Origin of the sequence: Curtobacterium sp. MCBD17_021 (assembly GCF_003234525.1) — a bacterium.
Lineage (GTDB): Bacteria > Actinomycetota > Actinomycetes > Actinomycetales > Microbacteriaceae > Curtobacterium.
On record NZ_QKTS01000017.1, the window covers coordinates 37,044 to 58,447 of the forward strand.

General features: G+C 67.5%; 27 protein-coding genes. 20 read left to right on the plus strand and 7 right to left on the minus strand.

Annotated elements, in window-relative coordinates; genetic code table 11:
• Positions 1-28 precede the first annotated feature (28 nt).
• Genes DEI83_RS13825 through DEI83_RS13835 form a run of 3 tightly spaced genes read right to left on the minus strand, consistent with a single transcriptional unit; the run spans position 29 to position 1,772 of the window.
• Positions 29-760, minus strand: coding sequence for a hypothetical protein (locus tag DEI83_RS13825; RefSeq protein WP_111082523.1), 732 nt, complete (start codon positions 758-760; stop codon positions 29-31).
• A 40-nt stretch (positions 761-800) separates the two neighbouring features.
• Entirely contained in the window at positions 801-1,127 is a 327-nt protein-coding gene (locus DEI83_RS13830; RefSeq protein WP_111082524.1) for a hypothetical protein, read from the minus strand.
• Between the two features lie 24 nt (positions 1,128-1,151).
• Positions 1,152-1,772: a DUF6668 family protein gene (locus tag DEI83_RS13835; protein WP_220036806.1), complete on the minus strand. Its 621-nt coding sequence runs from the start codon at positions 1,770-1,772 to the stop codon at positions 1,152-1,154.
• 299 nt (positions 1,773-2,071) lie between these two features.
• Here DEI83_RS13835 and DEI83_RS13840 point away from each other — a divergent pair, with 299 nt between their 5' ends.
• From DEI83_RS13840 to DEI83_RS13870, 7 genes are all read left to right on the plus strand, one after another.
• Positions 2,072-3,433 (plus strand): AAA family ATPase, encoded by a 1,362-nt coding sequence (locus DEI83_RS13840; RefSeq protein ID WP_111082526.1) that lies wholly within the window; start codon positions 2,072-2,074, stop codon positions 3,431-3,433.
• Positions 3,430-3,951 carry a hypothetical protein gene (locus DEI83_RS13845; protein ID WP_111082527.1) on the plus strand — a complete coding sequence of 174 codons (522 nt, stop codon included), beginning with the start codon at positions 3,430-3,432 and terminating at the stop codon, positions 3,949-3,951. The genes DEI83_RS13840 and DEI83_RS13845 overlap by 4 nt, the downstream gene beginning before the upstream one ends.
• A 13-nt stretch (positions 3,952-3,964) precedes the next feature.
• The gene (locus DEI83_RS13850) at positions 3,965-5,152 is read left to right on the plus strand and encodes a M23 family metallopeptidase (RefSeq protein WP_111082528.1); all 1,188 of its coding nucleotides are present in this window, start codon (positions 3,965-3,967) and stop codon (positions 5,150-5,152) included.
• Positions 5,152-6,057, plus strand: coding sequence for an FHA domain-containing protein (locus DEI83_RS13855; RefSeq protein ID WP_111082529.1), 906 nt, complete (start codon positions 5,152-5,154; stop codon positions 6,055-6,057). Before DEI83_RS13850 ends, DEI83_RS13855 begins: the two co-directional genes overlap by 1 nt.
• A 167-nt stretch (positions 6,058-6,224) precedes the next feature.
• Positions 6,225-6,701, plus strand: a complete 477-nt coding sequence (locus tag DEI83_RS13860) for a helix-turn-helix domain-containing protein (RefSeq protein WP_111082530.1) — start codon at positions 6,225-6,227, stop codon at positions 6,699-6,701.
• 69 nt (positions 6,702-6,770) lie between these two features.
• A complete protein-coding gene (locus DEI83_RS13865; RefSeq protein ID WP_181431234.1) occupies positions 6,771-7,001 on the plus strand; it encodes a hypothetical protein in 231 nt (76 codons plus the stop codon).
• A gap of 295 nt (positions 7,002-7,296) precedes the next feature.
• A complete protein-coding gene (locus DEI83_RS13870) occupies positions 7,297-9,135 on the plus strand; it encodes a hypothetical protein (protein WP_258371227.1) in 1,839 nt (612 codons plus the stop codon).
• Positions 9,136-9,159: 24 nt separating this feature from the next.
• On the opposite strand, the gene DEI83_RS13875 is transcribed toward DEI83_RS13870, so the two are convergent.
• Positions 9,160-9,978, minus strand: a complete 819-nt coding sequence (locus DEI83_RS13875) for a hypothetical protein (protein ID WP_111082531.1) — start codon at positions 9,976-9,978, stop codon at positions 9,160-9,162.
• A 39-nt stretch (positions 9,979-10,017) separates the two neighbouring features.
• On the opposite strand from DEI83_RS13875, the gene DEI83_RS13880 reads away from it, so the two are divergent.
• Both DEI83_RS13880 and DEI83_RS13885 read left to right on the plus strand, forming a co-directional pair.
• On the plus strand, positions 10,018-10,329 hold the full coding sequence (locus DEI83_RS13880) for a hypothetical protein (RefSeq protein WP_146243352.1): 312 nt from the start codon (positions 10,018-10,020) through the stop codon (positions 10,327-10,329).
• A gap of 41 nt (positions 10,330-10,370) precedes the next feature.
• Positions 10,371-10,601 carry a hypothetical protein gene (locus tag DEI83_RS13885; protein ID WP_111082533.1) on the plus strand — a complete coding sequence of 77 codons (231 nt, stop codon included), beginning with the start codon at positions 10,371-10,373 and terminating at the stop codon, positions 10,599-10,601.
• 28 nt (positions 10,602-10,629) lie between these two features.
• On the opposite strand, the gene DEI83_RS13890 is transcribed toward DEI83_RS13885, so the two are convergent.
• Positions 10,630-11,094 carry a GIY-YIG nuclease family protein gene (locus DEI83_RS13890; protein ID WP_111082534.1) on the minus strand — a complete coding sequence of 155 codons (465 nt, stop codon included), beginning with the start codon at positions 11,092-11,094 and terminating at the stop codon, positions 10,630-10,632.
• 975 nt (positions 11,095-12,069) lie between these two features.
• Here DEI83_RS13890 and DEI83_RS13895 point away from each other — a divergent pair.
• The 7 genes from DEI83_RS13895 to DEI83_RS13925 all read left to right on the plus strand — a co-directional run bounded on the left by DEI83_RS13895 (position 12,070) and on the right by DEI83_RS13925 (position 15,804).
• Entirely contained in the window at positions 12,070-12,276 is a 207-nt protein-coding gene (locus tag DEI83_RS13895; protein WP_111082535.1) for a hypothetical protein, read from the plus strand.
• A 72-nt stretch (positions 12,277-12,348) separates the two neighbouring features.
• Complete coding sequence (locus DEI83_RS13900; RefSeq protein WP_111082536.1) at positions 12,349-13,272, plus strand: ArdC-like ssDNA-binding domain-containing protein; 924 nt, start codon at positions 12,349-12,351, stop codon at positions 13,270-13,272.
• Between the two features lie 120 nt (positions 13,273-13,392).
• Entirely contained in the window at positions 13,393-13,665 is a 273-nt protein-coding gene (locus tag DEI83_RS13905) for a hypothetical protein (protein WP_111082537.1), read from the plus strand.
• Between the two features lie 137 nt (positions 13,666-13,802).
• The gene (locus DEI83_RS13910) at positions 13,803-14,435 is read left to right on the plus strand and encodes an AAA family ATPase (protein ID WP_111082538.1); all 633 of its coding nucleotides are present in this window, start codon (positions 13,803-13,805) and stop codon (positions 14,433-14,435) included.
• Positions 14,435-14,779 (plus strand): hypothetical protein, encoded by a 345-nt coding sequence (locus DEI83_RS13915; RefSeq protein ID WP_111082539.1) that lies wholly within the window; start codon positions 14,435-14,437, stop codon positions 14,777-14,779. Before DEI83_RS13910 ends, DEI83_RS13915 begins: the two co-directional genes overlap by 1 nt.
• A 318-nt stretch (positions 14,780-15,097) precedes the next feature.
• A complete protein-coding gene (locus DEI83_RS13920; RefSeq protein ID WP_111082540.1) occupies positions 15,098-15,328 on the plus strand; it encodes a glutaredoxin domain-containing protein in 231 nt (76 codons plus the stop codon).
• A 38-nt stretch (positions 15,329-15,366) separates the two neighbouring features.
• Positions 15,367-15,804 carry a hypothetical protein gene (locus DEI83_RS13925; RefSeq protein WP_111082541.1) on the plus strand — a complete coding sequence of 146 codons (438 nt, stop codon included), beginning with the start codon at positions 15,367-15,369 and terminating at the stop codon, positions 15,802-15,804.
• Between the two features lie 106 nt (positions 15,805-15,910).
• On the opposite strand, the gene DEI83_RS13930 is transcribed toward DEI83_RS13925, so the two are convergent.
• Both DEI83_RS13930 and DEI83_RS13935 read right to left on the minus strand, forming a co-directional pair.
• Positions 15,911-16,903, minus strand: a complete 993-nt coding sequence (locus DEI83_RS13930) for a TIR domain-containing protein (RefSeq protein WP_111082542.1) — start codon at positions 16,901-16,903, stop codon at positions 15,911-15,913.
• Positions 16,904-17,029: 126 nt separating this feature from the next.
• Positions 17,030-17,902, minus strand: a complete 873-nt coding sequence (locus DEI83_RS13935; RefSeq protein WP_181431235.1) for a hypothetical protein — start codon at positions 17,900-17,902, stop codon at positions 17,030-17,032.
• A 1,033-nt stretch (positions 17,903-18,935) separates the two neighbouring features.
• On the opposite strand from DEI83_RS13935, the gene DEI83_RS13950 reads away from it, so the two are divergent.
• From DEI83_RS13950 to DEI83_RS13965, 4 genes are all read left to right on the plus strand, one after another.
• Positions 18,936-19,517, plus strand: coding sequence for a recombinase family protein (locus DEI83_RS13950; protein WP_111082545.1), 582 nt, complete (start codon positions 18,936-18,938; stop codon positions 19,515-19,517).
• A 146-nt stretch (positions 19,518-19,663) separates the two neighbouring features.
• A complete protein-coding gene (locus DEI83_RS13955) occupies positions 19,664-19,909 on the plus strand; it encodes a hypothetical protein (protein WP_146243354.1) in 246 nt (81 codons plus the stop codon).
• Positions 19,910-19,992: 83 nt separating this feature from the next.
• A complete protein-coding gene (locus DEI83_RS13960; RefSeq protein ID WP_146243355.1) occupies positions 19,993-20,742 on the plus strand; it encodes a Fic family protein in 750 nt (249 codons plus the stop codon).
• Positions 20,743-20,744: 2 nt separating this feature from the next.
• Entirely contained in the window at positions 20,745-21,311 is a 567-nt protein-coding gene (locus tag DEI83_RS13965; protein WP_111082548.1) for a recombinase family protein, read from the plus strand.
• Positions 21,312-21,404: the final 93 nt, after the last annotated feature.

The window sequence follows — 21,404 nt, forward strand, 5'->3', positions numbered from 1 at the left end:
GCGGGTTGATGATCGAGCACGCCATATGTCAGACCCCCGCAGTCCAGGGGATGTAGCCGCCCAGGCTGTCCACCGCTGACGCCGTGAAGGGGAAGTCACCCGACTCGGTAACTTCGACCTTCCAGTCACCGTCCACCCACCGCATGACCATCGGCATGCTGACCAGGGTGTTGTCCTCGGAGGTGACCGTCCAGACGACGTCGATCGTGGCCTCAGACGCCGAGTAGTTGTTCACCTTGAAGCCGGCAACCTGCAGCCGCGTAGCCGAACCACCAGCCGAGTCACCAGCGGCATTCTTGAGCGCCGCGTCCTTACCCTTCCCCGGCGCCACCAGGTCTGCGATGTGTGGCACCAGCCGCGCATCGGTTGCCTGCGCGTAGTAGTTCACGATTGCGTAGAGCGCGCCCTCTGCGGTGTGCGAGTAGCAGCTTCGGACGCCGTCAGACGACGTCGAGCCCGGACCCGCACCCTTCGCATCTGTAGGTGCCGCCACCGTCCCCACCAGCTCCCACTTCGCCTCCGGTGCCGCGTCCAGCGTGTTCGACGTCTCGTAGTCCTTGAGCCCGCAGGCCGATGCTGCGCCGTCGGGCACACCCGACGTCTTGGACGGTGCTCGCGTCGGTTCGGCGGTCGTCTCGTCACCGCCACTGAAGGCGCCCGTGACAGCGGCAATGCCACCGCCCACCAGGACGACGGCAAGGAAGATCGCCACGACGATCCACAGTGGGCGGCGGTAGAACGGCTGCTCTGCGTTGCTCATGGAGGTGCTTTCTTGTCGAGGCGATCCGGGATGCCGAGGGTTAGGAGACGAGGAAGCTGACCAGCGAAGCGGCGCCGAGTCCGAGGAACAGACCGAAGCCGATCTTGATCAGGCGGGACTGGATCTCGCCGCCGTCGCCGTGCCGGTTGTTCGAGAAGAGCATCGCGCCGGTCGCGATCAGAGCGAGGACCGCGAGCGGCAGCAGGATCCACTTGGCGATACCAATCACTCGGCCGAACTTGCCCGACCACCCGGCGGGGGCTTGGGGGTCGCCGTCGGGGACGTCGATGGCGAGGAGGTGCTGCACGTGATGCACCTGCGTTGCCGCCGTGTTCAGGGCGTCGAGTACGAGGAGGGTGTTGGACATGGGTGGCGGTCCTTCCGAGCGGGTCTAGTTGGTTGAAATGGTGAGGTTGAGGTCCGCGAGCAGTGCGCGGTACTCGCGGGGTATGTCAGACGGCGAGGGCGGGCCCATCCGCCACGCTTCGACCCATGGGAGTGTCCAGAGCTGTGGATAACCACCCGCGATGTGCTGCTCGAGCTGGCGAAGCTCCTTGGGCCTGCGACCCGGAGCATCCGCGATGAGGACCAGCCCGGTCAGTTCGACCTGACCGGAGGTCGTGCCGGCGGCCCACTCACGGGCTGCCCGCTGCGCCGCCATGAGGCCGGTGTAGTTGGTGCGGGCGACGATCGTCGCCGGCACCAGCGCGCCTCGCTCGCTCGGGAGCGGCCACGCGTGAGCGGCAGGTTGAGAGCCAAGCGCCAGCGCTGCAAGGGTGCTCTCGCCGGCACCACCATGTGCGCCGAGCCACCACATCGTTGCGTCGCCGTGCACCTGGCGGGACGGCAGCCGGTCGGCGGCTTCGGGCACCTGCACGGCCGTCGGCTGTGGTGCCGTCGGTCCGCGCAGCACCTCGCGACGCGTCGTGGGCTGCGCAACAGGAGCGGCCTCCTGCTCCTCCTGCTCGGAGGTTGCTTCCCCCGTTACCCACGGATTCGCGTTGTCGCTCATGCGACCCCCATTCGCCCTTTCGGGCCTCTTGCGCCCCGTCCCCCAGCGAGTCCCCCTTGCAGCGGACCCAGTAGACGGATCGTTACTTCACCTTGCTGCCAATATAACCAGCAATGCTGTTCAGGTAGACCGTGCTCTGAAATCCCTCTACGATCATGCACCATACGTGACCACTTCGGGGGAGAACGAATGGACTGGCCGGACATCGAGCTCGCGCATCGCTTGCGCGCCACACGACCACCGCAGCGGCAACCCATCCCCGGACCTACGCAGCGGCACCCCATCCCTGAGAGGCGCAGATGACTGACGCATCGACCATTCCCGCGTTCCCCCGCATCGAAGCCACCATCACCCCCACCACCGACGGCCGCGCCACCGGCGTGCTCACCGTCAACGGTGTGCCGATGCCGTACGCGGAGGCAAGCGAAGACGACATCCGCGGCAGCATCCTCACGAGCGTCCGCGGGACCGCCGAGCAGATGCACCGCGCCGTCCGCCTGACGACGCACGACCGCTACGGCACCCAAACGCTCGCCGTGAACCCGAACGGTGTCACCGAGCCCCTGACCGACCTCGACCAGGCCGACGCCGTTCCGGCCGCGCCGGTCGAGACCGTCCCGACCTTGCCCGTCGTCGACGCGCAGCCGACCACGCCCGCCGCCGCTGCACCGCAGGCCCCGGCCCCCGCCGCTCCCACTCCTGCAGCCGCCCCCGCGGCCGACGGCCAGCCGACGACCCGTCGGGCTGCGCGGCAGTCGTTCCTCACCCGTGAGGAGGTCGAGGAGCCCGCAACGCAGGGCATCCGCGGGATGCTCGCGCGCATCGGGATCCGCGTCTCACCCTCCGACGCCGAACGGCTCGAGCGTGACTGGTCGCGTCTGGTGAGCCAGCACTGGCCCGGCCCGCGGACGATCGTCATCGTGAACGGCAAGGGTGGCGTCGGGAAGACGATGACCACCATCAGCCTCTCGTCCGTGTTCGCCCGCTACGGCGGAGCGGGGGTGCTCGCGTGGGACAACAACCAGACCCGCGGCACGCTCGGCTGGTCCACCGAGCAGGGCCCGCACGATGCGAGCATCCTCGACCTGCTCCCGCAGGTCGACCGGCTCCTCGGCACCGGTGCGCAGTCCGCGGACTTGGCGCACTACGTGCACCACCAGACCCGCGACCGATACGACGTGCTCCGCAGCAAGCCCGAGGTCTTGGCCACCGAGCAGCGCTTCGACGCGACCACCGTGGACCTCATCCACGACGTCGCCTCGAAGTTCTACCGCCTCGTGTTCATCGACTCCGGCAACGACGAGACGGACCCGATGTGGGTCCGCGCGCTCGAGCGAGCCGATCAGATCGTCGTGCCGACGATCGGCGAGGCGAAGGCGGCCGAGTCCGCCGCGCTCCTCCTCGAGGGCCTCCACGATCGCGGCGGCCACTTCGCGGGCCTTGCGGACAAGGCCGTCGTGGTGGTCAGCAAGCATAAGCACGACCTGCCCGACGCCGAGTTGACCAAGATGGCCTCCGGGTTCTCAGGTCTCGCGCGCCAGGTCGTCACGATCCCCTACGACCCGGCGCTCGGAGCTGACGTGCTCAACTACGGTGCCCTCCGCCCGAGCACGCAGCGCGCCTGGCTCGCCGCCGGCGCCGCCGTGGCGGGTGGGCTGTGAACGCCCGCACCGCGACCGCCATCCCGCTCCTGATGGCCGCCGCGATCGCCCTCGCCGGCTGCTCCGGTGAGGTCCCTAGCGGTGGGCCACAGCGGGACCCGCTGCCCGCGACGTCGTCGACGGGCTCCACCGAGCCGTCACCGACGCCGTCGGTCTACGACGATGCCACCGCACAGCCGGCGCCCGAGGCGTCCGAGGGTGCTCAGGACTCCGCCGTGACCGCCGCCGAGAAGGTCGTCCGCGCGTACGCGCAGCCGGACCTCTCCCCGGACGAGTGGGCGCAGCAGATGACGCCGCTGCTCTCCCAGTCCGGAGCCGTCGCCTACGAGGGCCAGGACCCGACCACGATCCCCGCGACGAAGGTCACCGGCCGCGGCACGATCGTCGACGGCGCCACCGACGTGGCCCTGAACGTCCTGGTCCCGACTGACGCGGGCGAGTACAACGTCGCGCTGTCCCGCTCCGGGGGCAGTGCTCCGTGGCTCGCCAACGAGATCCGGCCCACCTCGGACCGGTAACTAGCAGCGGCGCATGAACAACGGCGGCAAGGGTCTTCTGATCCTCATCGGAACACCAGCAGCGCTCATGGCGCTGATGGTGTTCCTCGTCGTGTTCTCGTTCGGCAGCGGCAGCGCCGCAGCGACCTGCAACACGATGACCGGCGGCAGCGTCGACGTCGACGCTGCCGCAGAGCACGCGCCGATCGACGGGTTCTCCGGTGAGCAGTTGAAGAACGCCGCCTACATCATGAACGCCGCCGAGTCGCTGGGCCTGACTCAGCAGGCGCAGGTCATCGGCATCATGACCGCCATCGGCGAGTCCACCCTGCAGGTCCTCGACCGTGGCGACGCCGCCGGTCCGGACAGCCGCGGCCTGTTTCAGCAGCGCGGCAACGGCGCGTGGGGCTCCTACGAAGACCGTATGGACCCCACGATCAGCGCCACGAACTTCTTTAAGGCCCTACAGGAGGTCGACGGTTGGGAAGAGCTCGAACCCACAATCGTGATCCACCGCGTGCAGATCAACCAAGACCCGTTCCACTACCGCCAGTACCAGTCCGCCGCGCAGAACATCGTCACGCAGCTCTCCGGCGGCGACGGCGGTTTCACCACCTCCGCCGCCTCGAGCGCCGCGACGCCCTCGCCGTCCGCATCCGCAACGCCGGGAGCGAGCGCCCCGACGAACGGATGCTCCGCCGGCGGGACGGTCCTGCCCCTGACGGCGCCCTTCGACATGAGCTCGGACTACGGCCCCCGCAACAGCCCTACCGCCGGCGCCTCGTCGTGGCACCCCGCGAACGACTACCAGACGCGCGTTTCCGGCTCGGCCGCGGGCCGCTCCGGCTACTCGTGCGGATCCCCGATCTTCGCCTCTCAGGCAGGCACCGTCACTGTGGCCGCCGGGTACACGCTGTCGGTGAAGTCCGCGGAGGGCTACACGATCAGCTACCTGCACCTGTACCCGCAAGACATGGAGGTCGCCGTCGGTGACGCTGTCAGCAGCGGGCAGGAAATCGGCAAGGTCGGCTCCAACGGTCCGTCGACCGGCTGCCACCTCGACATTCGTATCAACACCGACGGCTCCACCAACGATGACGTGAGCGCCCTCCCCCAGTCGCAGACCCAGGGTGGCCCCCAGGGCTACGTCGACCCGGAGAAGTTCTTCGACGTCTTCGGCGTCACCCTCTGCGGCGACGACTGCCGACGAGAGAACTTCTGATGACAGACGCCCCGATCCCGCACTTCCCCGTCGTCCACGGCAACATCTACCCGGACGGCACCGCACACATCAACTTCGCCGGACACGACGTGCCCCTCACGCCGGCGAACATCGCCGACGCACGCGCCCAGATCACGTCCTACGCCGTGGCCGTCGCCCGCGACGTCCTGCACCGGCCCGTCCGGCTCACCACCGTCGACCCCGACGGCCAGTGGACCCTCGCAGCGCACCCCGACGGCCGCGTAACCGACCTCGCGCCCGCCGCCCGGCCCGCGAAGCGGCCCCGGTGGCGACGTCCCACCGTCTCCGGGCCCTCGACCGCTCCGGCGACTGGACGCACGGCGTTCAGGTCCGCGGCCGCAAACGGCCGCACCGCGCCCGTACAGCCCCTGTCCGACTCGGCGCCAGTGGCCTCGCGCACGGAACCCGCTGCACCACTCCCCGTGCCGGCGATGCCCCCTGCAACCGTCCGCGCCGACAGCACGCCGGCGTGGACCGTCAACGACCTCCCCAGCGAGGCCGAACTCACGGTGTTCATCGAGCGCCATCAGCCGGTGGCACCGATGCTCGGCCTCCGCTTCTCGACCGGCGCGTCCGTTCAGATCACGGGCGCCGCGCTCGTCGGCCGCCGACCGGTGAACACCACCGGCGCCGAGCTCGACGTGCACCAGGTCGACGACCCCAGCCGCAACCTGTCCCGCACGCACTTCGTCATCGCCTGGTCCGACCACGTGCCCGCGATCATCGACCAGCGCTCCGGCAACGGCACCACCATCGAGCGCGGCGACGTCGACCTCGTCGCCGTGCCCGGCGTTGCCATCCCCCTGCAGGACGGCGACCGACTGCGATTCGGTGACCTCGCGTGCGAGGTCACGGTCGCCACTGAACGCGAGGTGACCCCTTGATGAGTGACACGGATGCGAACGGTGGGTTCTACTGGCAGCAGCAAGGCATAATCGGAGCCCGGGGTGGCCATTCGGAACACCTCGCGATCGAAGAGCCGCCCGCTGACCGTCTGCTCGAGCAGACGGAGCCCGCAAGCCCGCCCTCGACCGAAGCAGCATCCTCTCGCATGGCAGAAGACGACTACTGGGACACACTGCCCGTCACCCTCAAGTCGAAAGACCTCGAGCGGCTGTTGCAGATCGGGCAGACGACCGTCAGCCTGTGGCTGACGCGCGGCACGATCCCCGGCCACCAGATCGCGCACTCCTGGATCGTGTTCCGATCCGAGGTGCGGGCGTGGCTCGAGTCCACGTCCACCGTCCCGGTCCCCGAGCACGAGCCCTACCCGGACCCGCTCGACGACTACGGCGACACCCTCACGTACCAGGACCTCATGGTCCTGCTCGGCAAGAGCCGCCCCGCGATCTTCGGGTGGCTCAACAACGGCACCATCCCGGCTATGCGCCCCGGAGGACGCTGGCGCGTCGAGAAGAAGACGCTCCGCCGTCTCCTCGAAGAGACCAGCAACCAGCGGCCCGGCTTTGTCCCACGCTCCCGCCGCACTGTCGACGCCAGTGCCGCCGAGACGCCGGACGAGGGTTAGACCGTGGCGACTCACGACACGCGCTGCTCCTCCCGCGGTAACGCTACGTGTAGCAATAGCGTGGCGCACATGACTGCACGTCGACGTCCGCGAGGAACGCTGGTCGATCCGGTTCTACCGGGTTGGCGTATCGAGCGCGCTGCCAAGGAACGGCTCGAGACGCTCGCTCGCAACGCTGGCGTGAGTGCCGCCGTCATGGTGGAGCTGCTCACCGAGCACGTCGAGGTCACCGATCAGGGCATCCCCGTCTGGATGCCTGAACAAGACCGACGTCAGGAGCTGCCGATCCCAGCCGCTTAAACGACAAGACCCCCGCCGAGGCGGGGGTCCGGGGCGAAGCCCCAAGTCATGTGCCTCACAGCCTGCCGAGTCGCCAAACAAATCAGGCCGTGAGATTTCCCGAAGAAGAAGCCCGGTTGGAGCCGGGAGCCTTCGTCGTACCACCGCCCCGAGAGGAGGAGGTGTTGTCATCGTAACTCACGAAGCTGTTTCTGTAACTGAAAACCGCGGCCGGAGTGTCGCTCCCAGCATCTCGTTGACCTCCGAGGCGTGGTCGCTGACCCGTCGCATGTCGCCCAAGGCGACTGTGCGGACCATGCGACGAGAGGCCGACGGCGGCCTCCACGTCAACCAGTACCCCGACGCGTACCGCGTCGGCCCGGCCGCCCCGTCGACGCCGTGGTGCATGTACCTCGCCGGCCCCGACGGCCGATTCCGGTACGTCGCGTTCGACCTCGACGCCAAGACCGACGAGGACTACGAACACGCCGCCGACGACGCCGACGTGCTCACCCGGATCCTCGACACCCTCGCGATCGCGCACGTCACCTGCCGCTCGAGCGCAGCGGGCGGGTTCCACGTGTGGATCCGCGTCGACGCCGACGCAGCCGCCGTCGCCGAACTCGCCGACGCCGCTCGCGGCGCCCTCCGCACCCTCGACCACGGGATGCTCCACAACCCCGCCACCGGAGCCGTCCGGCCCCCAGGAGCGCCGCACCGCGACGGCTCCGCCTCCACGGTGCTCCGCGGCGACGTCGCCGCCCTCACAGCCGCTCCCGTCACCGCGGACGCCCTGGCGGCCGTCACCGACGCGCTCCGCGCACGCCGGCGGCCGAGCACCCCGGAGTCCTCCGCACCCTCCGGGCCCGTCGACTCCCGCCACAAGACCCACCGCGAGCTCACCGCGTGGGGCCGTGGCCACATGGCCACGATCCACGGCGGCGACAACCCCTCGTGGACCGGCTTCGCCTGCCTCCTCGCAGCCGCGACCGCCGGATGGTCCCTCGCCGATGTCGAGCACGCCGCGCGCACCGCTCCCGGCATGGAGCACTACCGCACCAAGAACACCGGCCGCGGCGACCGCCGCCCCAGGAACCCGCAGGAGGCCGCTGCACGCCTCGAGCGGCAGTGGGCCAAGGCTCAGAGCATCGCCGCCACCCGGGGCCTCCTCGGCGCCGCTGCGCGCCCCGAGCGGGACCTCACCGACCTCGCTCACCTCGTCGACGCGGCCGAGGACGTCCACACCCGCTTCCGGGTCTCCCCCGGCCGGTGGAACGCCAACGAGGCGGCCGCGCACGAACGCGCCGTCCTGACCGCGCTGACGTACCTGACCCTCCACACCGGTAAGACACACGTCGCCGCGTCCGTCCGGACGCTCGCGCTGCTCACCGGCATGGGCCGCACAACCGCCGGCGATGCCCTCACCCGACTGCAGGCGCACGGGTTCATCACCCGCACCGCCACCGCAGACGGCAGCAACGCCGCCGAATGGCGGCTCACCCCGCCTCTTTCCACAGCCCCAGAACAGGTCCGGTCACAACCACTCAAGAACCCCCGCCCCCCGGCCGTTCTCTTCGATCGTCGCGCCGACCTCCTGGCCCGGTTTGAGAACGACCTCACCGACCTCCGGCACGACGTGTTCACCCGTGCCGGCCTCGGCCACCTCGCCGGCCGCGTCTACGCGACCATGCGCCACGAGGACCCCGTCACCGTCGAGGACGCCTCCGACCGCCTCGGAGTCCCCCGACACCGGATCATCAGAGTCCTGTCACGTCTACGCACCCACCGGCTGGTCGTCACCACCAACATCGGGTGGCGACTCCATCGCCGCGACCTCCGCGATGCGGCAGCTCGCGCCCTCAACGTCATCGGAACCCTGGCAGCTCGCGCTCTGCTCTACGCACGCGAACGAGAACTCTGGACCTGGTGGCTCGCCGAGGAAGCGTTCATGCGCGCAGAACCCCGACAGCGGCGACGTCGACCCCACGCGACCGCCCGCGTCATCTTCCAAGCCACCGACTCCCGCGGCGGCGAAGAAGCCTGGCCCGCCTACCCCCGCGACGCCTCCGGCCTCGGAGACCACCGCACAGCGCGCACCATCGTCCACTCCCCCGACGGCGTCGAACGACTTCGCGCCTACGAACTCGCTGCTTGATTTGTCACCCGGCGCCGGTACTGATCAGTCATCGCCGAGTGCTCGAGCCGGGTCAGCGACACAGTTGAGCCAGCGCCAGCGGCCACCCTCGGCCACGATGCCGCGCCGGCGCCCGATGGTGCACGCGACCCACACCCGGTCGACGCCTTCCGGAAGGTCCAGAGCTCGTTGCGGCAGCGACCGCGGCACAACTGCCACGTCGGGGTCGGTCATCAGCCCGGTCACGGCCAGATCACTACTGATCGTCGCCCAGATGAAGGCATCACCCCGACCACCGGGGAACGCGCGCAGCTTCGCCGGCACGTCCGCTTCCCGCTCGAGCACCGTAGCCACCCACGCGTTGAGCGGGTCGTCACCGTACGAGCCCTCCCACCCCTCGCCGTTCAACATGACGATGCCCGGCATCGTCTCCAACGGAGCCAGGTACTCGACGCCGATCCGCCTGAACTCGTCTGGAAGATCCTGCTCCCACATCGCCAGTGAGGGAGACGCCCACGACGGCCGTCCCGCACGCAACTCATCGAGCCGCAACAGAAGGCCGGGAAGTTGCCGCCGCACCTCACGCACATTCACACGGTGCTTGAGTGTCACGTACCAGCCGGGCACCAGGCCCGGCACATCGATCCGGCGGCCGTGCTGCCCCAGCGCAGCCGCCTGGCGACGCTCAGGCACGTTCACGTCCTGCACCACCTCGAGCGGCACAGCCCCGAACGGAGTTCGGATCAGAGCGTCGACCATCCCGTTCGCACTACCGTCCTCGAACCGATCGACAACCAACCCCAGCTCGCCCGCCACGATGCGGCGCGCCTCGCGCTCCTCCGGCAGCTCCCGGTACTCGACCATGCTCCATTCTCCCGACCTTGCCCGACACCACGAGTGTCGGTGTCGGCCGCGATCATCGAGGGCATGGCCGAGCACCAGTGGACTCCACCGGAGCACTCTGATGTGCCCGAAGACCAGCCCGTCGGCGTCGCACCCGACGAGGGCGCCACGGCGATCGACCCGAACACAGCACCCGTCACCGTGCACGTCACGTTCACACGCACCGGCCCGCAACGCGTGCCGGGCTTCGTCGAACTTGCCGGAACGGACCGCGTCTACGCCCGGTTTGTCCATATGGGCTTCGTGCACCACGTCTGGATCCCCCGGGACCAGGTCACCCATCGAACGCTCCGACCCCGGCGCGCGGACTGATGGGCCGCCGCCGCAGCAACCGATGGTCCCCGCCTCGAGCAGTGTCGCTCCCCGAGGACGCCCGCGGCGGACCCGTCCTCGAGGTGAACCCTCACCAGCCCGTCCGAGCCTGGCTACACACCATCGACGACAAGGAGCTCCGCGTCGACGCGCACGCCCTCTGGACCACACCCGACGCCGTCCTCGTCGAGTGGGGCCACGGCCAAGCAGCCGAGTCGGCCTGGGTGTGGCGAGCCGCAGTCAAGCACCGCAGCACAACACCATCAGTCTGATATCACTCTGCAAGCACGCAGAGTGATATCAGATGCGGTTGAGCGGCGGCATCCATGTCAGGCGCAGACGCTCCTCAAGGGCCAAGGCTGACGCCTCCGACTCGGTGGTGACCCACGCGATCTCACACTCTCGAAGCCACTCCCGAATAGTTGACACCTCCTCCGGCGTCATCTTCCGTCGGCCGCGGAGCGTCTCGCTCGTCGGGATCCCGAGGAGGAGTTCGCACACGTTCCGGCGGAGAGATGAACCGCCGAGACTTCGGCTGCCGCCGAGGTGGCGTTTCCAGATCCGATCGCGGAGCGATTTCGCCTTCCCCACATAGGCGACGCGGCCGCCGTGTCGCCACAGGTAGACCCCCGGACGGACGTCGATGTCGGAACTCGTCAGCGACCGCACCACTCGTCGCGGTGCCGCGAGCAGCCGGTCCCACTCGTGATCCGGTGGTGGCGCTGACTCCGGCAACTCCGTGGATTCTCGCGCGTTGTTCGCCATGTCATCCCTCCCTCGAACACTTACACACTGATATCACCTCAACAGCACACCGACACTGCGTGCCAGCGTCCTCCGACGGAGCTCCGGACTGTTGAGCCCGCACGCGGGCCCGCATCCTCTCAACGGAGCCGGCACCGCCGGCCGCACCCTTTGTCGTGGTCTTTGACCTGTCCGGCTTTGCGATCATGCCAACGCTCCACCCTCCACGCCACGCGGGCGCTGACGCGCCGGACGCTGACGAACAATCTCGGACGCGGTCGCAAGCTCCCTCACATCGCCCGAGATTCTTCGCCCTCGACCGGTCCCCCGCTCAGGCCCTCCGGGCTCCACGCCAGCGACCCCGCCGTCTCCGCCGGCGGCGAGGGGGTCCCACCCCCTCGCGCTCCCCCGGATCAGTGCGGCTCTTCGCGTCGAGCGTCACCGCTCCGCGAACCATCAGACGACAAGCGCATCACTAGACACGGGTGCGCCTGGGAGCGGCGACAATGACCGGGTGCATCCAGACGTGTGCCCCGTGTGTGGCCGGTTCATCCCGGGCGACCACCCGGAGCGGTTCGAGATAGAGGACGGCCAGTACGGACACGCAACCTGCGTGATGCACGTCCTCCAAGAGCTCAACACACCGCAGCGCGACCCAGGCTGCTAGCTCTCTGATAGCACCCCGGTAGCAAAGTAAAAGCAGCCCAGGCAGAAGTCGCTGCGCTCCCAGAAGGAGCCGGCGACGGAGCGCCGGCGCTGTCCGGCCCTACGGGCCCGTTGTTTAGCCGAGAAGCCTTCGGCAGCGTACGTCCGTCCGGGCTCCGCGCAAGCGGCAAGCCGCCGGCTCCTCCGAAACTTTCGGCACGCGGTCGCAAGCTCCCTGATTTCGCGCCGAGACTCTCTCCCCCGCCGCCCCAAGGGGTTGCACTACGCCCTCCCGTCCTAGCGGCGACAAGTCGCCTTCACGGCAAAACAACGAGAGGGAGGGAACCCCAAATGCAGCAGATCACCACCGTCACCACCGCAGTCCCCGTCGTCGAAGAGGGCCAGTTGCAGCGCCAGCTCCGCAAGTTGGGCGAGCGCGACCAGGAACTCGCCGGGTTCGGCCGGAACGGGTGGGCGCTGACCCACACGGCCACGATCCCCGGCCCCGAGTTCGTCATGTTCGTCGACACCCTCACTCGCGACCAGCCCGAGCAGTGACCAGGAGGGAGGGGGCGAACCGTAATCGCCCCCTCCCCCGCTCCGACACTAACCACTCGGCAGGAGAGAGCCATGACCACCACCGCATCCCGCACCAGCAGCCGCAAGCCCGCCAAGACGCGCCGCCCGTCCGTCACCCCGGAGGAGCGCAAAGCACAGGCCGAGGCGCTGCACGAGTCGATCGCCACCCAGGTCGAGCAGCTGCGCGACTCCGACCGCTGGACGCAGTTCCTCGCGTTCGCGGCCGCGTTCCACGCCTACAGCCTCAACAACGTGTTGTTGATCCTCAGCCAGCGCCCCGACGCCGAGCGCGTCGCCGGGTTCCGCAAGTGGCAGGCCCTCGGCCGCCAGGTCCGCAAGGGAGAGAAGTCGCTCCGCATTTTCGGCTACAGCACCAAGAAGGTGACCGAGCAGGACGAAAACGGCGAGGACGTGGAGAAGCGTTACCCCCGGTTCCCGATCCTGTCGGTGTTCGACATTGCCCAGACCGACCCCGTCGACCCGGACGCCGCCGACCCGTCGACGCTCGCCGCGCCCCTCACCGGGACGGACGATCACGGCGTGATCGCCACCCTGACCGCCCACCTCGAGGCGGACGGGTGGAGCGTTGAGCACACCGAGCCGGGCCAGGGCCGCAACGGCTTTACCGAGCCCGAGGGCCGCCGAGTCGTCATCGGCTCGCACCTCTCCCCCGAGCACGGCGCGAAGACGCTCATTCACGAGCTCGCGCACATCGTCCTCGGCCACACCGACGACCTGACCGAGTACGCCGAGCACCGCGGACTCATGGAGACCGAGGCCGAGAGCGTCGCCTACGTCGTCGCCGGACTCGTCGGCTTCGACACCGCCGCCTACAGCATCGGATACGTCGCCGGATGGTCCGACGCTGACACCGAGCTGATCCGCTCCACCGCCGCCCGAGTGCTCACGGCCGCGCACCAGGTCGCCGGGATCCTCAACCCCGACCCCGAGGACGACGACGACCCGGAGCAGTGAGCGCCGGTGGGGCCGCCGCGAAGGCGGCCCCACCGGCTCCTCTCCCCCGGATATCAACGTGCTATCACTCCACAAGTGGCGTGGAAGCGATAGCACCGCAGCACGGCAGGAGCACCGAGCATGGCCACGACCACCACGAACCCGACAGCGGTAGCCCCCGAGACGCCCAACTCCCAGCGGCTCGCCGCCCTCGGCTACGCACCGCCGTACACGCTCGGCCAGAGCCTCGCATGGGCCGATCAGAGCGCCAGCTTTGCGCGGCAGGACGCCGCGCGCTACGTCGACGGATGCCGCCGCCACCGCGACCACACCACCCGCGCCGAACGGTTCGAGGCCATCGCCGAGCAGCTTCGCCGACTCGACGCCCTCGACCAGGCCGCGGCTACCGAGTAGCGCGCGTGCCCACCCCGTGACCCGGGCGGGCGAGGGGGCGAGCCCCCTCGCGCTCCCCCGATAGCAACCTGATAGCAGTTTGCAACTGCTACCGCTTTGCTATTGCACTGATAGCACTATGGAAGTAGGATGGAAGCATGATCATCGTCGTAGGTAGCCAGAAGGGCGGGCCGGGTAAGACGACCATCGTCACCAACCTCGCCGTCGAACTCGCGAAGCAGGGCAAGGACGTGTGCGCCGTCGACGGCGACCCGCAACGGTCGTTGTCCCGGTGGCACGCCGACCGCGTCGAGGCCGGCCACACGCCGACCGTCGCCGCGGTCGAGAAGCTGGGGAACCTTTACTCGACGCTCAAGGACCTTGACGGCCGGTACGACGTCGTCCTCGTCGACGTCGCCGGGAACGACTCGAAGGAGATGCGGACGGCGATGACCGCCGCGCACCGGATGGTCGTCACCGTCCGACCCTCGCAGCTCGACCTCGACACCCTGCCGCACATGTCCGAGCTGATCGAGCAGGCCCAGGACCTCAACCCGGACCTGGTCGTCCGCGGCCTCATCACGCAGGCCCCGACGAACCCCAACGGGTCCGAGCGGACGGACGCGGGGGAGTACCTGGCGGAGTACCCGCTGATCGCCCCGCTCGAAACAGTCGTCTACGAGCGGAAGGCGTACCGCGACGTCATCGGCGAAGGGCTCGGCGTGGTCGAGTGGACCAACCCCAAGGCCCGCGCCGAAATCCAGGAACTCGCAGGAGAGGTAGTCGCGTAATGGCGATCAAGAAGCGCACCCCGCGGACCGAGGAAGAGCGCGCCGCCGCCATCGCCGCCTTCGGCGACGGAGCCGTGCCGCAGGCCGAGACGCCGGCGCCCACCCAGTCATCACCGTCCACCCCGCCGACGCAGCCGTCCGCGCCGCGGACGCCACGGACGACGGCCCGTCGCCCGGCGGCCGAACCGACCGGCGACGTCCCCTCCACCTCGCTCGTCCGGTGGGCGGACGAGGAGCTGCCGCGCGCCATCCAGCGGATCGCGGCCGCGGAGGATCGCAGCTTCCACAAGACGATGCTGCAACTGCTCCGTCGCGGCGTCGACGACTACGACGCCAAGCAGTAGCAGACTGCTATCACACTGATTGCATTTAGGTAGCACAGTGACAGTGGGGGAGTGTCAGAGCTGTGACCGTCGGCACGGAGGCCGACGGTCTGACGGGCCCGCTCCGCGGGACAGTGCAGAGCACCCATCCTTTGACCTTTCCGGCGGGTCGATCGTAGCTCGCTTCACGTCGGTGATCAGGGCTTTCGCGGCATATCCTCCCTCGCTGCGCTCAGTCCGGTATTCCACGGTCCCTGGTTGCCGTCGCTCCCGCTCTCACTCGGTCCCCTTAGCCGGAAACGGTCAGAAGAGAAGTTGATCGGGAGGGGTCTGAGGATCATGAGCAACGTCACCATCTACAGCAAGCCGAGCTGCGTGCAGTGCACCGCCACGTACCGGGCACTGGACGGCAAGGGCATCGCGTACACCGTCGTCGACCTCGAGCACGAGCCGATCGAGACCATCGAGCAGTTCAAGGAACGGGGACTCCTGCAGGCTCCCATCGTCATCACCGACACCGACGAGTGGGCCGGCTTCCGGCCCGACAAGATCGCCACCCTGACCGCCTGACCGGGCGCGCCCGCCTCGAGCACAAGGAGCCGAGCATCATGAGCGACACCGTGAGAAGCCAGCCCACGCCGGCGTCCGCACCGGCACTGGTCGAGGACGTCTTCTCACGGCCGGCGGACTACGACGAGCTCCAAGCACCACCGGCCGAGGATCCCGGGACGGAGATCCCGGTGGGGGAGTTCACCGCCCGGGAATGGGCGATCTTCCGACAAGGACAACGGTGGGGTTGGGAGTCCCGACAGGCGGAGCTCGACGCCATCCGAAACGCGTTCATCGCAGCGGACTTCGACGCCGATCGGTACTACCGGGCCGCGTTCGACCACGACAACCACGACTGCGCCATCCACGCCAACAAGGGCCAGTACCAGGGCGCCGCCACTCGGCTTTTGCAGTGGCACGACCCCGACGACGAGCAGCGAGACGCAGAGCAGCGTGGTGTCACCGGTGTGCGACACCATCGACGGGATCAACCATGACCAAGCAAACCGAGTTCCGTTCCTAGACCGCTCGAGCAGGTCACTCTCTCCGACCACGCTCGAGCACGCAGCGGCCACTCCCTCCGGCCGGTTAGGACGGCGTGGGTCACCCCTGAACCAGGCCAGCGGCGTCCAGTTCGGTGCGAAGCGAGTCTTTCCAGTTCGCGCCCGGGTACTCGACGTAGCTCAGTCCGGCCAAGTCGGAGGGGCGCTCCACTGCAGCGTCGACGACGACGATGTTTTCCCGACCGATCTTGCCAATGAAGTAGCCCAGTTCGAGGACGACATTTTGGCGTGCACGCGCCTTCGGCTCGGTACCTGCCTGGTGATCCCCGACGGTCTGGCCCACGTCGTCCGGCGTGAGTAGGACGATCACGAAGGACGCGGCCACCCCGTACGTTTCGAACTTCTCGATGATCGTCTGCCCACGGCCGGCCTCCTCCGCAAGCGAAATGGGCATGATGCCCGTGTGCTTGTGAACGAAGATCCGGATCGAGTTCAACGCTGCCTCGTCGTGGCCGTGAACGATGAAGATTGATTCCGGCTGCTCAGCGGTGGGTGCGGACGAGGGCTTCGCTGCGGGCGCGGCCGCCGGTGCGGCCGGTGCGGCTGTGGATCTCTGCTGGTCAAACAGTTCTTCCTGCCAGCTGAGGATGGGCGGCGTCGAGCTCGGCGTTTCCATCAACCAGTTTTCAAGATCTTCCTCCATCCCGTTTGTGGGCGTGCTCCGCCAAGCAGGGGGAATCTCCGATGCATCGCGCGACTGTAAGTAGTCCTTGAAGAGCTTTTTGGTCCGGTTCGGAGCATGTTCCTCCACCCACGTGACCAAGTTCGGCATGGAATCGGCGAACAGTTCCATCCGGCCGGCCTCGCCGGAGTCCTCTTCGACTGCTTCGGAGGCGAGAATCTGCCCGACGACTTCAGCTGCGGCGTCTGGGTAGTCCGGGTCACCGAACCCCAGCGAGCGGTACAACCGCGGGTGACGGTCGATGATGTCGCTCGTCCCGGTCTCGCGTCCCAGCACACGCCAGTCCGAGTCGTTCCAGTTTGCGGCTGCGTAGGCAGCAACAGCGATTTGCAGTGGGTCCACACGAGCCATGCTCAAAGCATAGAGTGAGGCGCAAATGATCGTTTCAGGTCCGTGCGCAGCGGATGCTGGGTTGGACCTGTGGCAACCACGCCTGAGCCAAGACCGATCGCGGAGCCTGCACTGATCCGAGCAGTGTCACTCCGTGGTGCGACGCCTGCCGGGGAATCGGCGATCGTATGCCGCCTGGTAGCGCGCCAGCTCTTCCTCCGTTTGACCAAGCTCAACTGGACGAAGACGGGGTATGTCGGCGCCGGCGTAAAGGACGTCCGTATAGAAGCGCAGATACTTGAATAGGTCCTCGCGAGAACCGATGCGAATGAGGGACCAGATCAGGCCCCCGGAAATGACCGTCGTTATCAGAACCGCCGCCCCTGACGGCCAGGACGCAAATTCGGTGAGTTCCATGACGTTGAGGAGGATGCCGGAAGCGAGCGCGAAGAAAAATACAATTGGGACTAGGTTTGCCGGAAACGCGAGTAGTCGAACAAGTGCGCGCGCTTCATCGTCGCCAAGTCGCCGGTAGACGTAGACAACCCGTGCCGCCGCCCGACCGGACCACGAACGCACCAAAGCGTCGTACGTCACGAAGACGATCATGAGTATGATGCCTTGCCCGGGACCCAACAGTATGGGTTCGACCTCGTCTTTCTCAGCGAGTGCGTGCAGGTTACCGGGCGCGCTGAACAGCAACCAAAACAACGGAACCAGCAAGAGAGCGAGCGCAGCTTCGTACCACGTCACGCTCGGATAGCGGGTAGCTGCAACGAGGCGGTAGGAACGGTCGGTGACGCTTTTTTGAAGGTCGTCTTTCACGTCGCCCTCGAGCTCGGCCACAAGTTGGACGTCTGTAGTGAGATCGCTACGAAGGCGTCGCGCGGTTGAACCAAAAGCTGTGTAGAAGGTCGCAACCAGTCCTAGGACGGAAACGGCAACGGCTACGACGGCTTGCCAATCAAAAGGGAGAAGGTTCACAGAGTAAGAATCCCGTATTTTCTCAGTACGCGTCACGGACGCCAACTGAAGAGGCATCAGAAACGGCGGATGACCGCCGCATGCAGAGAGGTGCACGCTCCGGAAGCAGTATATCTCTCAACGCTCACGTTGATGCGGTCGCAAACCATCGTTGTGGTGGGGCTGGCGCTGGTGCGATCACGTAGCGTCAGAGCTGCGCAAGTGCTCCCGAATGAGAGGACCCCCATGTCGTCGAAGGACAGATCGTCGGCCATGCAGTTCATCGGCGGAGGTATCGCGCTCTGCGCAATCTCGGTCGTGCTAATCCTCGTGTCCACGCAGTCTGGTGACTCCCCGGCAGGGCGAGGCGGGACGCTGATGGTCATCGGCCTACCTGCGGGGCTGCTGGCGATCACCATCGGGCTCTTCAAGCTTCGGAGGCGCTGACCAACTGACGGTCAAAAACGATCGTTTCTGAGCAGCCGCGACGGACCCGGATCGCTCCCCAGGGTGTGAGCAGCTTCGTTCGGTGTCGTGCGTTCTCGCACCGTTCCGTGTCGTGATCGCGTCCCAGAAGCCGATCGGCTAACGCGCGCCTAGTGCGTCGCCGTCTCCGAGGCTGTGCGGATCGACGCCAAGAGAGACTTCTCGAATTGAGACGGCACTGCGTCGGGAGCAGCCAGCCCTCCGCGCCGAGCGGCCGAGATCACAACCTCCACCCGACCGTCTTCGGCGGGTTGAAACCCGAGAGTGATGACCTCGGCACGGGGGATCAGGACGCCCGACCGTTGTGTGACGACCGCAGTGCTGTCATCGATGTCGGTGATCGAGGACCGTGGGATGCCTGCCACTGCCGACCGGATGAGGGCGGGCACGTGCTCCAGTGCCGCATCGACACGCACAGTGCCACGAGATTTATCTGCCACGTCTGACAGCCAAGCACGGTGTCCCGCAAGCCGGTCGTCCACCGGTACAGGTGCGGACATCGCGGACCGACGAGCAAAACCAGCAACTACCTGGACTCTTGATTCCCGTAAGACTGTCCCGCGAAAATGCCCGGTGAAGGTGCCTCAAACGCTACAGTCGTGGGATGCTCGTCGGTTACGCCCGCGTCTCGACCTCCGGCCAGGACCTCGCCGCACAGCGCGACGGCCTCCACGCACTCGGCGTCGATCCCGAGCACGTGCACGTAGACCACGGCATGACCGGGACGAACCGTGAACGGCCGGGGCTCCGCGAAGCCCTCGCCGCGGTTCGGAAGGGTGACGTCCTAGTTGTGACGAAGCTCGATCGACTCGCCAGGTCGCTTCCCGACGCTCGTGACATCGCGGACGAGCTCACGCGGAAGGGCGTGACGTTGAACCTCGGCGGTTCCGTCTACGACCCAACTGACCCCGTGGGACGGCTGCTGTTCAACGTCCTCGGCATGGTGGCAGAGTTCGAGGCCGACCTCATCCGCGCACGCACACGTGAGGGAATGGCGGTCGCGAAGGCCGCGGGCAAGCTCCGCGGCAAAAAGCCCAAGCTCTCCGTCTCGCAGGAGAAGCACCTGGTCGCGCTACACCGTGCCGGCACGCACACGACGAGCGAGATTGCGGAGCTGTTCGGTGTCGCCCGTTCGACGGTCTACCGAGCGATCCAGCGCGGCGGAGTAAATCCGCCCGCCTCCTGACGACACAGAGCGAAGCGAAAACGGGCCGACACCGAGCGAAGCTCCCCACAGCTCGAAACTCGTGACCGAAACCATTTCTGCCGAAACCTACCTATCGACCTTTTCGGCCGTCTTTGGTAGACTGGGACGACGAATCAGGGGGTCTCATGAGTGCAGCTGGTGTGAACGTGTCCGAGCTCTACCCGGACCTCTTCGTCGGCGTCGACGAGGCCCTGCGTCGTCGTGTGGTCAGCAACTTCGGGAGCGATGCTCACGAGGGCTGGGAGGCGAACCGGGCCGACGTCGAGCTGATGGTCGGCTACGCCACGGGTCGTATCTCGAGGGCCGAGTACATGCGCGCCGCGTTCGCTGAGGTCGAGGACTCTCGCCAGCACATCCGCGCCGCAGGCTAGTGGCAGGCGAGTCCTTCGACGAGTCGTTTCCCGACTTCGAGAGCACGCTTTACCCGGCCACGCACCCGCAGTCGCGGCGGGTCATGCGCAACACCGAGGGCATCCGCGACGCCGAGACGCTGCAGCGGCTCGAGTACAAGCTCGCTGGCCTGGTGCGTGAGGACATCGCATCCGGCCGAGTGCCCATCGCGCGCACGTACGACCTCGAGCACGCGAAACAGCTCAACAAGGCGCTCTTCGGGCACCTGTATCCCAACTGGGCTGGCAAGGTCAGGCCGTTCGGGATGACCAAGGGCGACCGGTCGTTCGCCGACCCGCAGCAGATCCCGTACTACTTCGCTCAGGCGAGCGGGACCATCGGCGCGGTTGAGTGGTCGACTCTCACCCGTGACGCCTTCGCCGTAAACATGGCGATCGTCTACGCGAACATCAACCAGGCGCACCCGTTCCGGGAAGGCAACGGCCGGACGGGGAAGATGTTCCTCGAGCACGTCGCCGAGCAGTCACCCTTCGAGCTGAACTACGCCGCCGTCCCCCAAGAGGTCTGGAATCAGCGCTCCCACTTTTCCGGGCCCGACCTCGGGTACCTGGCCGTGCACCCGGAGGAGTTGGTCGAGGTGTTCAAGGCCATCACGGTCGAGCGCCGCGCAGCCGAGCCGCCGGCGCCCCAACTGAGCCCCGAGCTGCAGAAGCTCGCGGACCTCTACAAGACCCACTACTCGAAACCGCCCGGGCGGGGGAGTGGGCTTGGGTCGGGCGCCGCGCAGATCTCGGACTACCGCCACGAGCGTGACGTCCCAGGGGCAAGTCAGCAGAACGGGTACGGACGGTAGGCATGGCGGTCATCGGCTACACACGGGTGTCGACGCAGGATCAAAGTCTGCACTCCCAGGTCGACTCTCTGCGCGCGGCGGGAGCCGACCGGATCTTCAGCGACAAGCTCACCGGGAAGAACGCGGCTCGACCGGGACTGACGGAGTGCCTGCAGTACCTCCGAACGGGCGACGTCCTGCTGGTCTACTCCACGGACCGCCTCGGGCGGTCCATGACGGACGTCGTCACGATCGTGACCGAGCTGTCTGAGCGCGGGGTGGAGTTCCGGTCCTTGACCGAGCCCTTCGACACCACGACTGCAGGAGGGGAGCTGTTCTTCCACATCTGCGCCGCCTTCGCTCAGATGAACGGACGCATCATCTCCGACCGCACTCGCGCCGGCCTGGCCGCGGCAGCTGCTCGAGGACGCCGCGGCGGGCGCCCGACTGTCATGACGCCTGACCGCATCGCGGTGGCGCGTCAGATGCGTGCCGATGGTGCGACGTGGGACACGATCGCCACCACTCTGCAGGTCGGCGCCTCGTCAATCCGTCGTGCCCTGGACAAGTCGGGGACTGCTGCAGGTTGAGTTGACTCGTTCGTTTAGGCCGCGAGTGCGACCTGTGGGTTGATGATCGTCTCGTACTCGACCGGGGTCAACTTCCCCAGACCACGTTGGCGT

What these genes read in the sequence shown, in the direction of transcription:
- DEI83_RS13825 (WP_111082523.1), bottom strand. Translation starts at nt 760, where the DNA reads ATGAGCAACGCAGAGCAGCCGTTCTACCGCCGCCCACTGTGGATCGTC.
- DEI83_RS13830 (WP_111082524.1), bottom strand. Translation starts at nt 1,127, where the DNA reads ATGTCCAACACCCTCCTCGTACTCGACGCCCTGAACACGGCGGCAACG.
- DEI83_RS13835 (WP_220036806.1), bottom strand. Translation starts at nt 1,772, where the DNA reads ATGAGCGACAACGCGAATCCGTGGGTAACGGGGGAAGCAACCTCCGAG.
- DEI83_RS13840 (WP_111082526.1), top strand. Translation starts at nt 2,072, where the DNA reads ATGACTGACGCATCGACCATTCCCGCGTTCCCCCGCATCGAAGCCACC.
- DEI83_RS13850 (WP_111082528.1), top strand. Translation starts at nt 3,965, where the DNA reads ATGAACAACGGCGGCAAGGGTCTTCTGATCCTCATCGGAACACCAGCA.
- DEI83_RS13855 (WP_111082529.1), top strand. Translation starts at nt 5,152, where the DNA reads ATGACAGACGCCCCGATCCCGCACTTCCCCGTCGTCCACGGCAACATC.
- DEI83_RS13860 (WP_111082530.1), top strand. Translation starts at nt 6,225, where the DNA reads ATGGCAGAAGACGACTACTGGGACACACTGCCCGTCACCCTCAAGTCG.
- DEI83_RS13865 (WP_181431234.1), top strand. Translation starts at nt 6,771, where the DNA reads ATGACTGCACGTCGACGTCCGCGAGGAACGCTGGTCGATCCGGTTCTA.
- DEI83_RS13870 (WP_258371227.1), top strand. Translation starts at nt 7,297, where the DNA reads ATGCGACGAGAGGCCGACGGCGGCCTCCACGTCAACCAGTACCCCGAC.
- DEI83_RS13875 (WP_111082531.1), bottom strand. Translation starts at nt 9,978, where the DNA reads ATGGTCGAGTACCGGGAGCTGCCGGAGGAGCGCGAGGCGCGCCGCATC.
- DEI83_RS13890 (WP_111082534.1), bottom strand. Translation starts at nt 11,094, where the DNA reads ATGGCGAACAACGCGCGAGAATCCACGGAGTTGCCGGAGTCAGCGCCA.
- DEI83_RS13895 (WP_111082535.1), top strand. Translation starts at nt 12,070, where the DNA reads ATGCAGCAGATCACCACCGTCACCACCGCAGTCCCCGTCGTCGAAGAG.
- DEI83_RS13900 (WP_111082536.1), top strand. Translation starts at nt 12,349, where the DNA reads ATGACCACCACCGCATCCCGCACCAGCAGCCGCAAGCCCGCCAAGACG.
- DEI83_RS13905 (WP_111082537.1), top strand. Translation starts at nt 13,393, where the DNA reads ATGGCCACGACCACCACGAACCCGACAGCGGTAGCCCCCGAGACGCCC.
- DEI83_RS13910 (WP_111082538.1), top strand. Translation starts at nt 13,803, where the DNA reads ATGATCATCGTCGTAGGTAGCCAGAAGGGCGGGCCGGGTAAGACGACC.
- DEI83_RS13915 (WP_111082539.1), top strand. Translation starts at nt 14,435, where the DNA reads ATGGCGATCAAGAAGCGCACCCCGCGGACCGAGGAAGAGCGCGCCGCC.
- DEI83_RS13920 (WP_111082540.1), top strand. Translation starts at nt 15,098, where the DNA reads ATGAGCAACGTCACCATCTACAGCAAGCCGAGCTGCGTGCAGTGCACC.
- DEI83_RS13925 (WP_111082541.1), top strand. Translation starts at nt 15,367, where the DNA reads ATGAGCGACACCGTGAGAAGCCAGCCCACGCCGGCGTCCGCACCGGCA.
- DEI83_RS13930 (WP_111082542.1), bottom strand. Translation starts at nt 16,903, where the DNA reads ATGGCTCGTGTGGACCCACTGCAAATCGCTGTTGCTGCCTACGCAGCC.
- DEI83_RS13950 (WP_111082545.1), top strand. Translation starts at nt 18,936, where the DNA reads ATGCTCGTCGGTTACGCCCGCGTCTCGACCTCCGGCCAGGACCTCGCC.
- DEI83_RS13955 (WP_146243354.1), top strand. Translation starts at nt 19,664, where the DNA reads ATGAGTGCAGCTGGTGTGAACGTGTCCGAGCTCTACCCGGACCTCTTC.
- DEI83_RS13960 (WP_146243355.1), top strand. Translation starts at nt 19,993, where the DNA reads ATGCGCAACACCGAGGGCATCCGCGACGCCGAGACGCTGCAGCGGCTC.
- DEI83_RS13965 (WP_111082548.1), top strand. Translation starts at nt 20,745, where the DNA reads ATGGCGGTCATCGGCTACACACGGGTGTCGACGCAGGATCAAAGTCTG.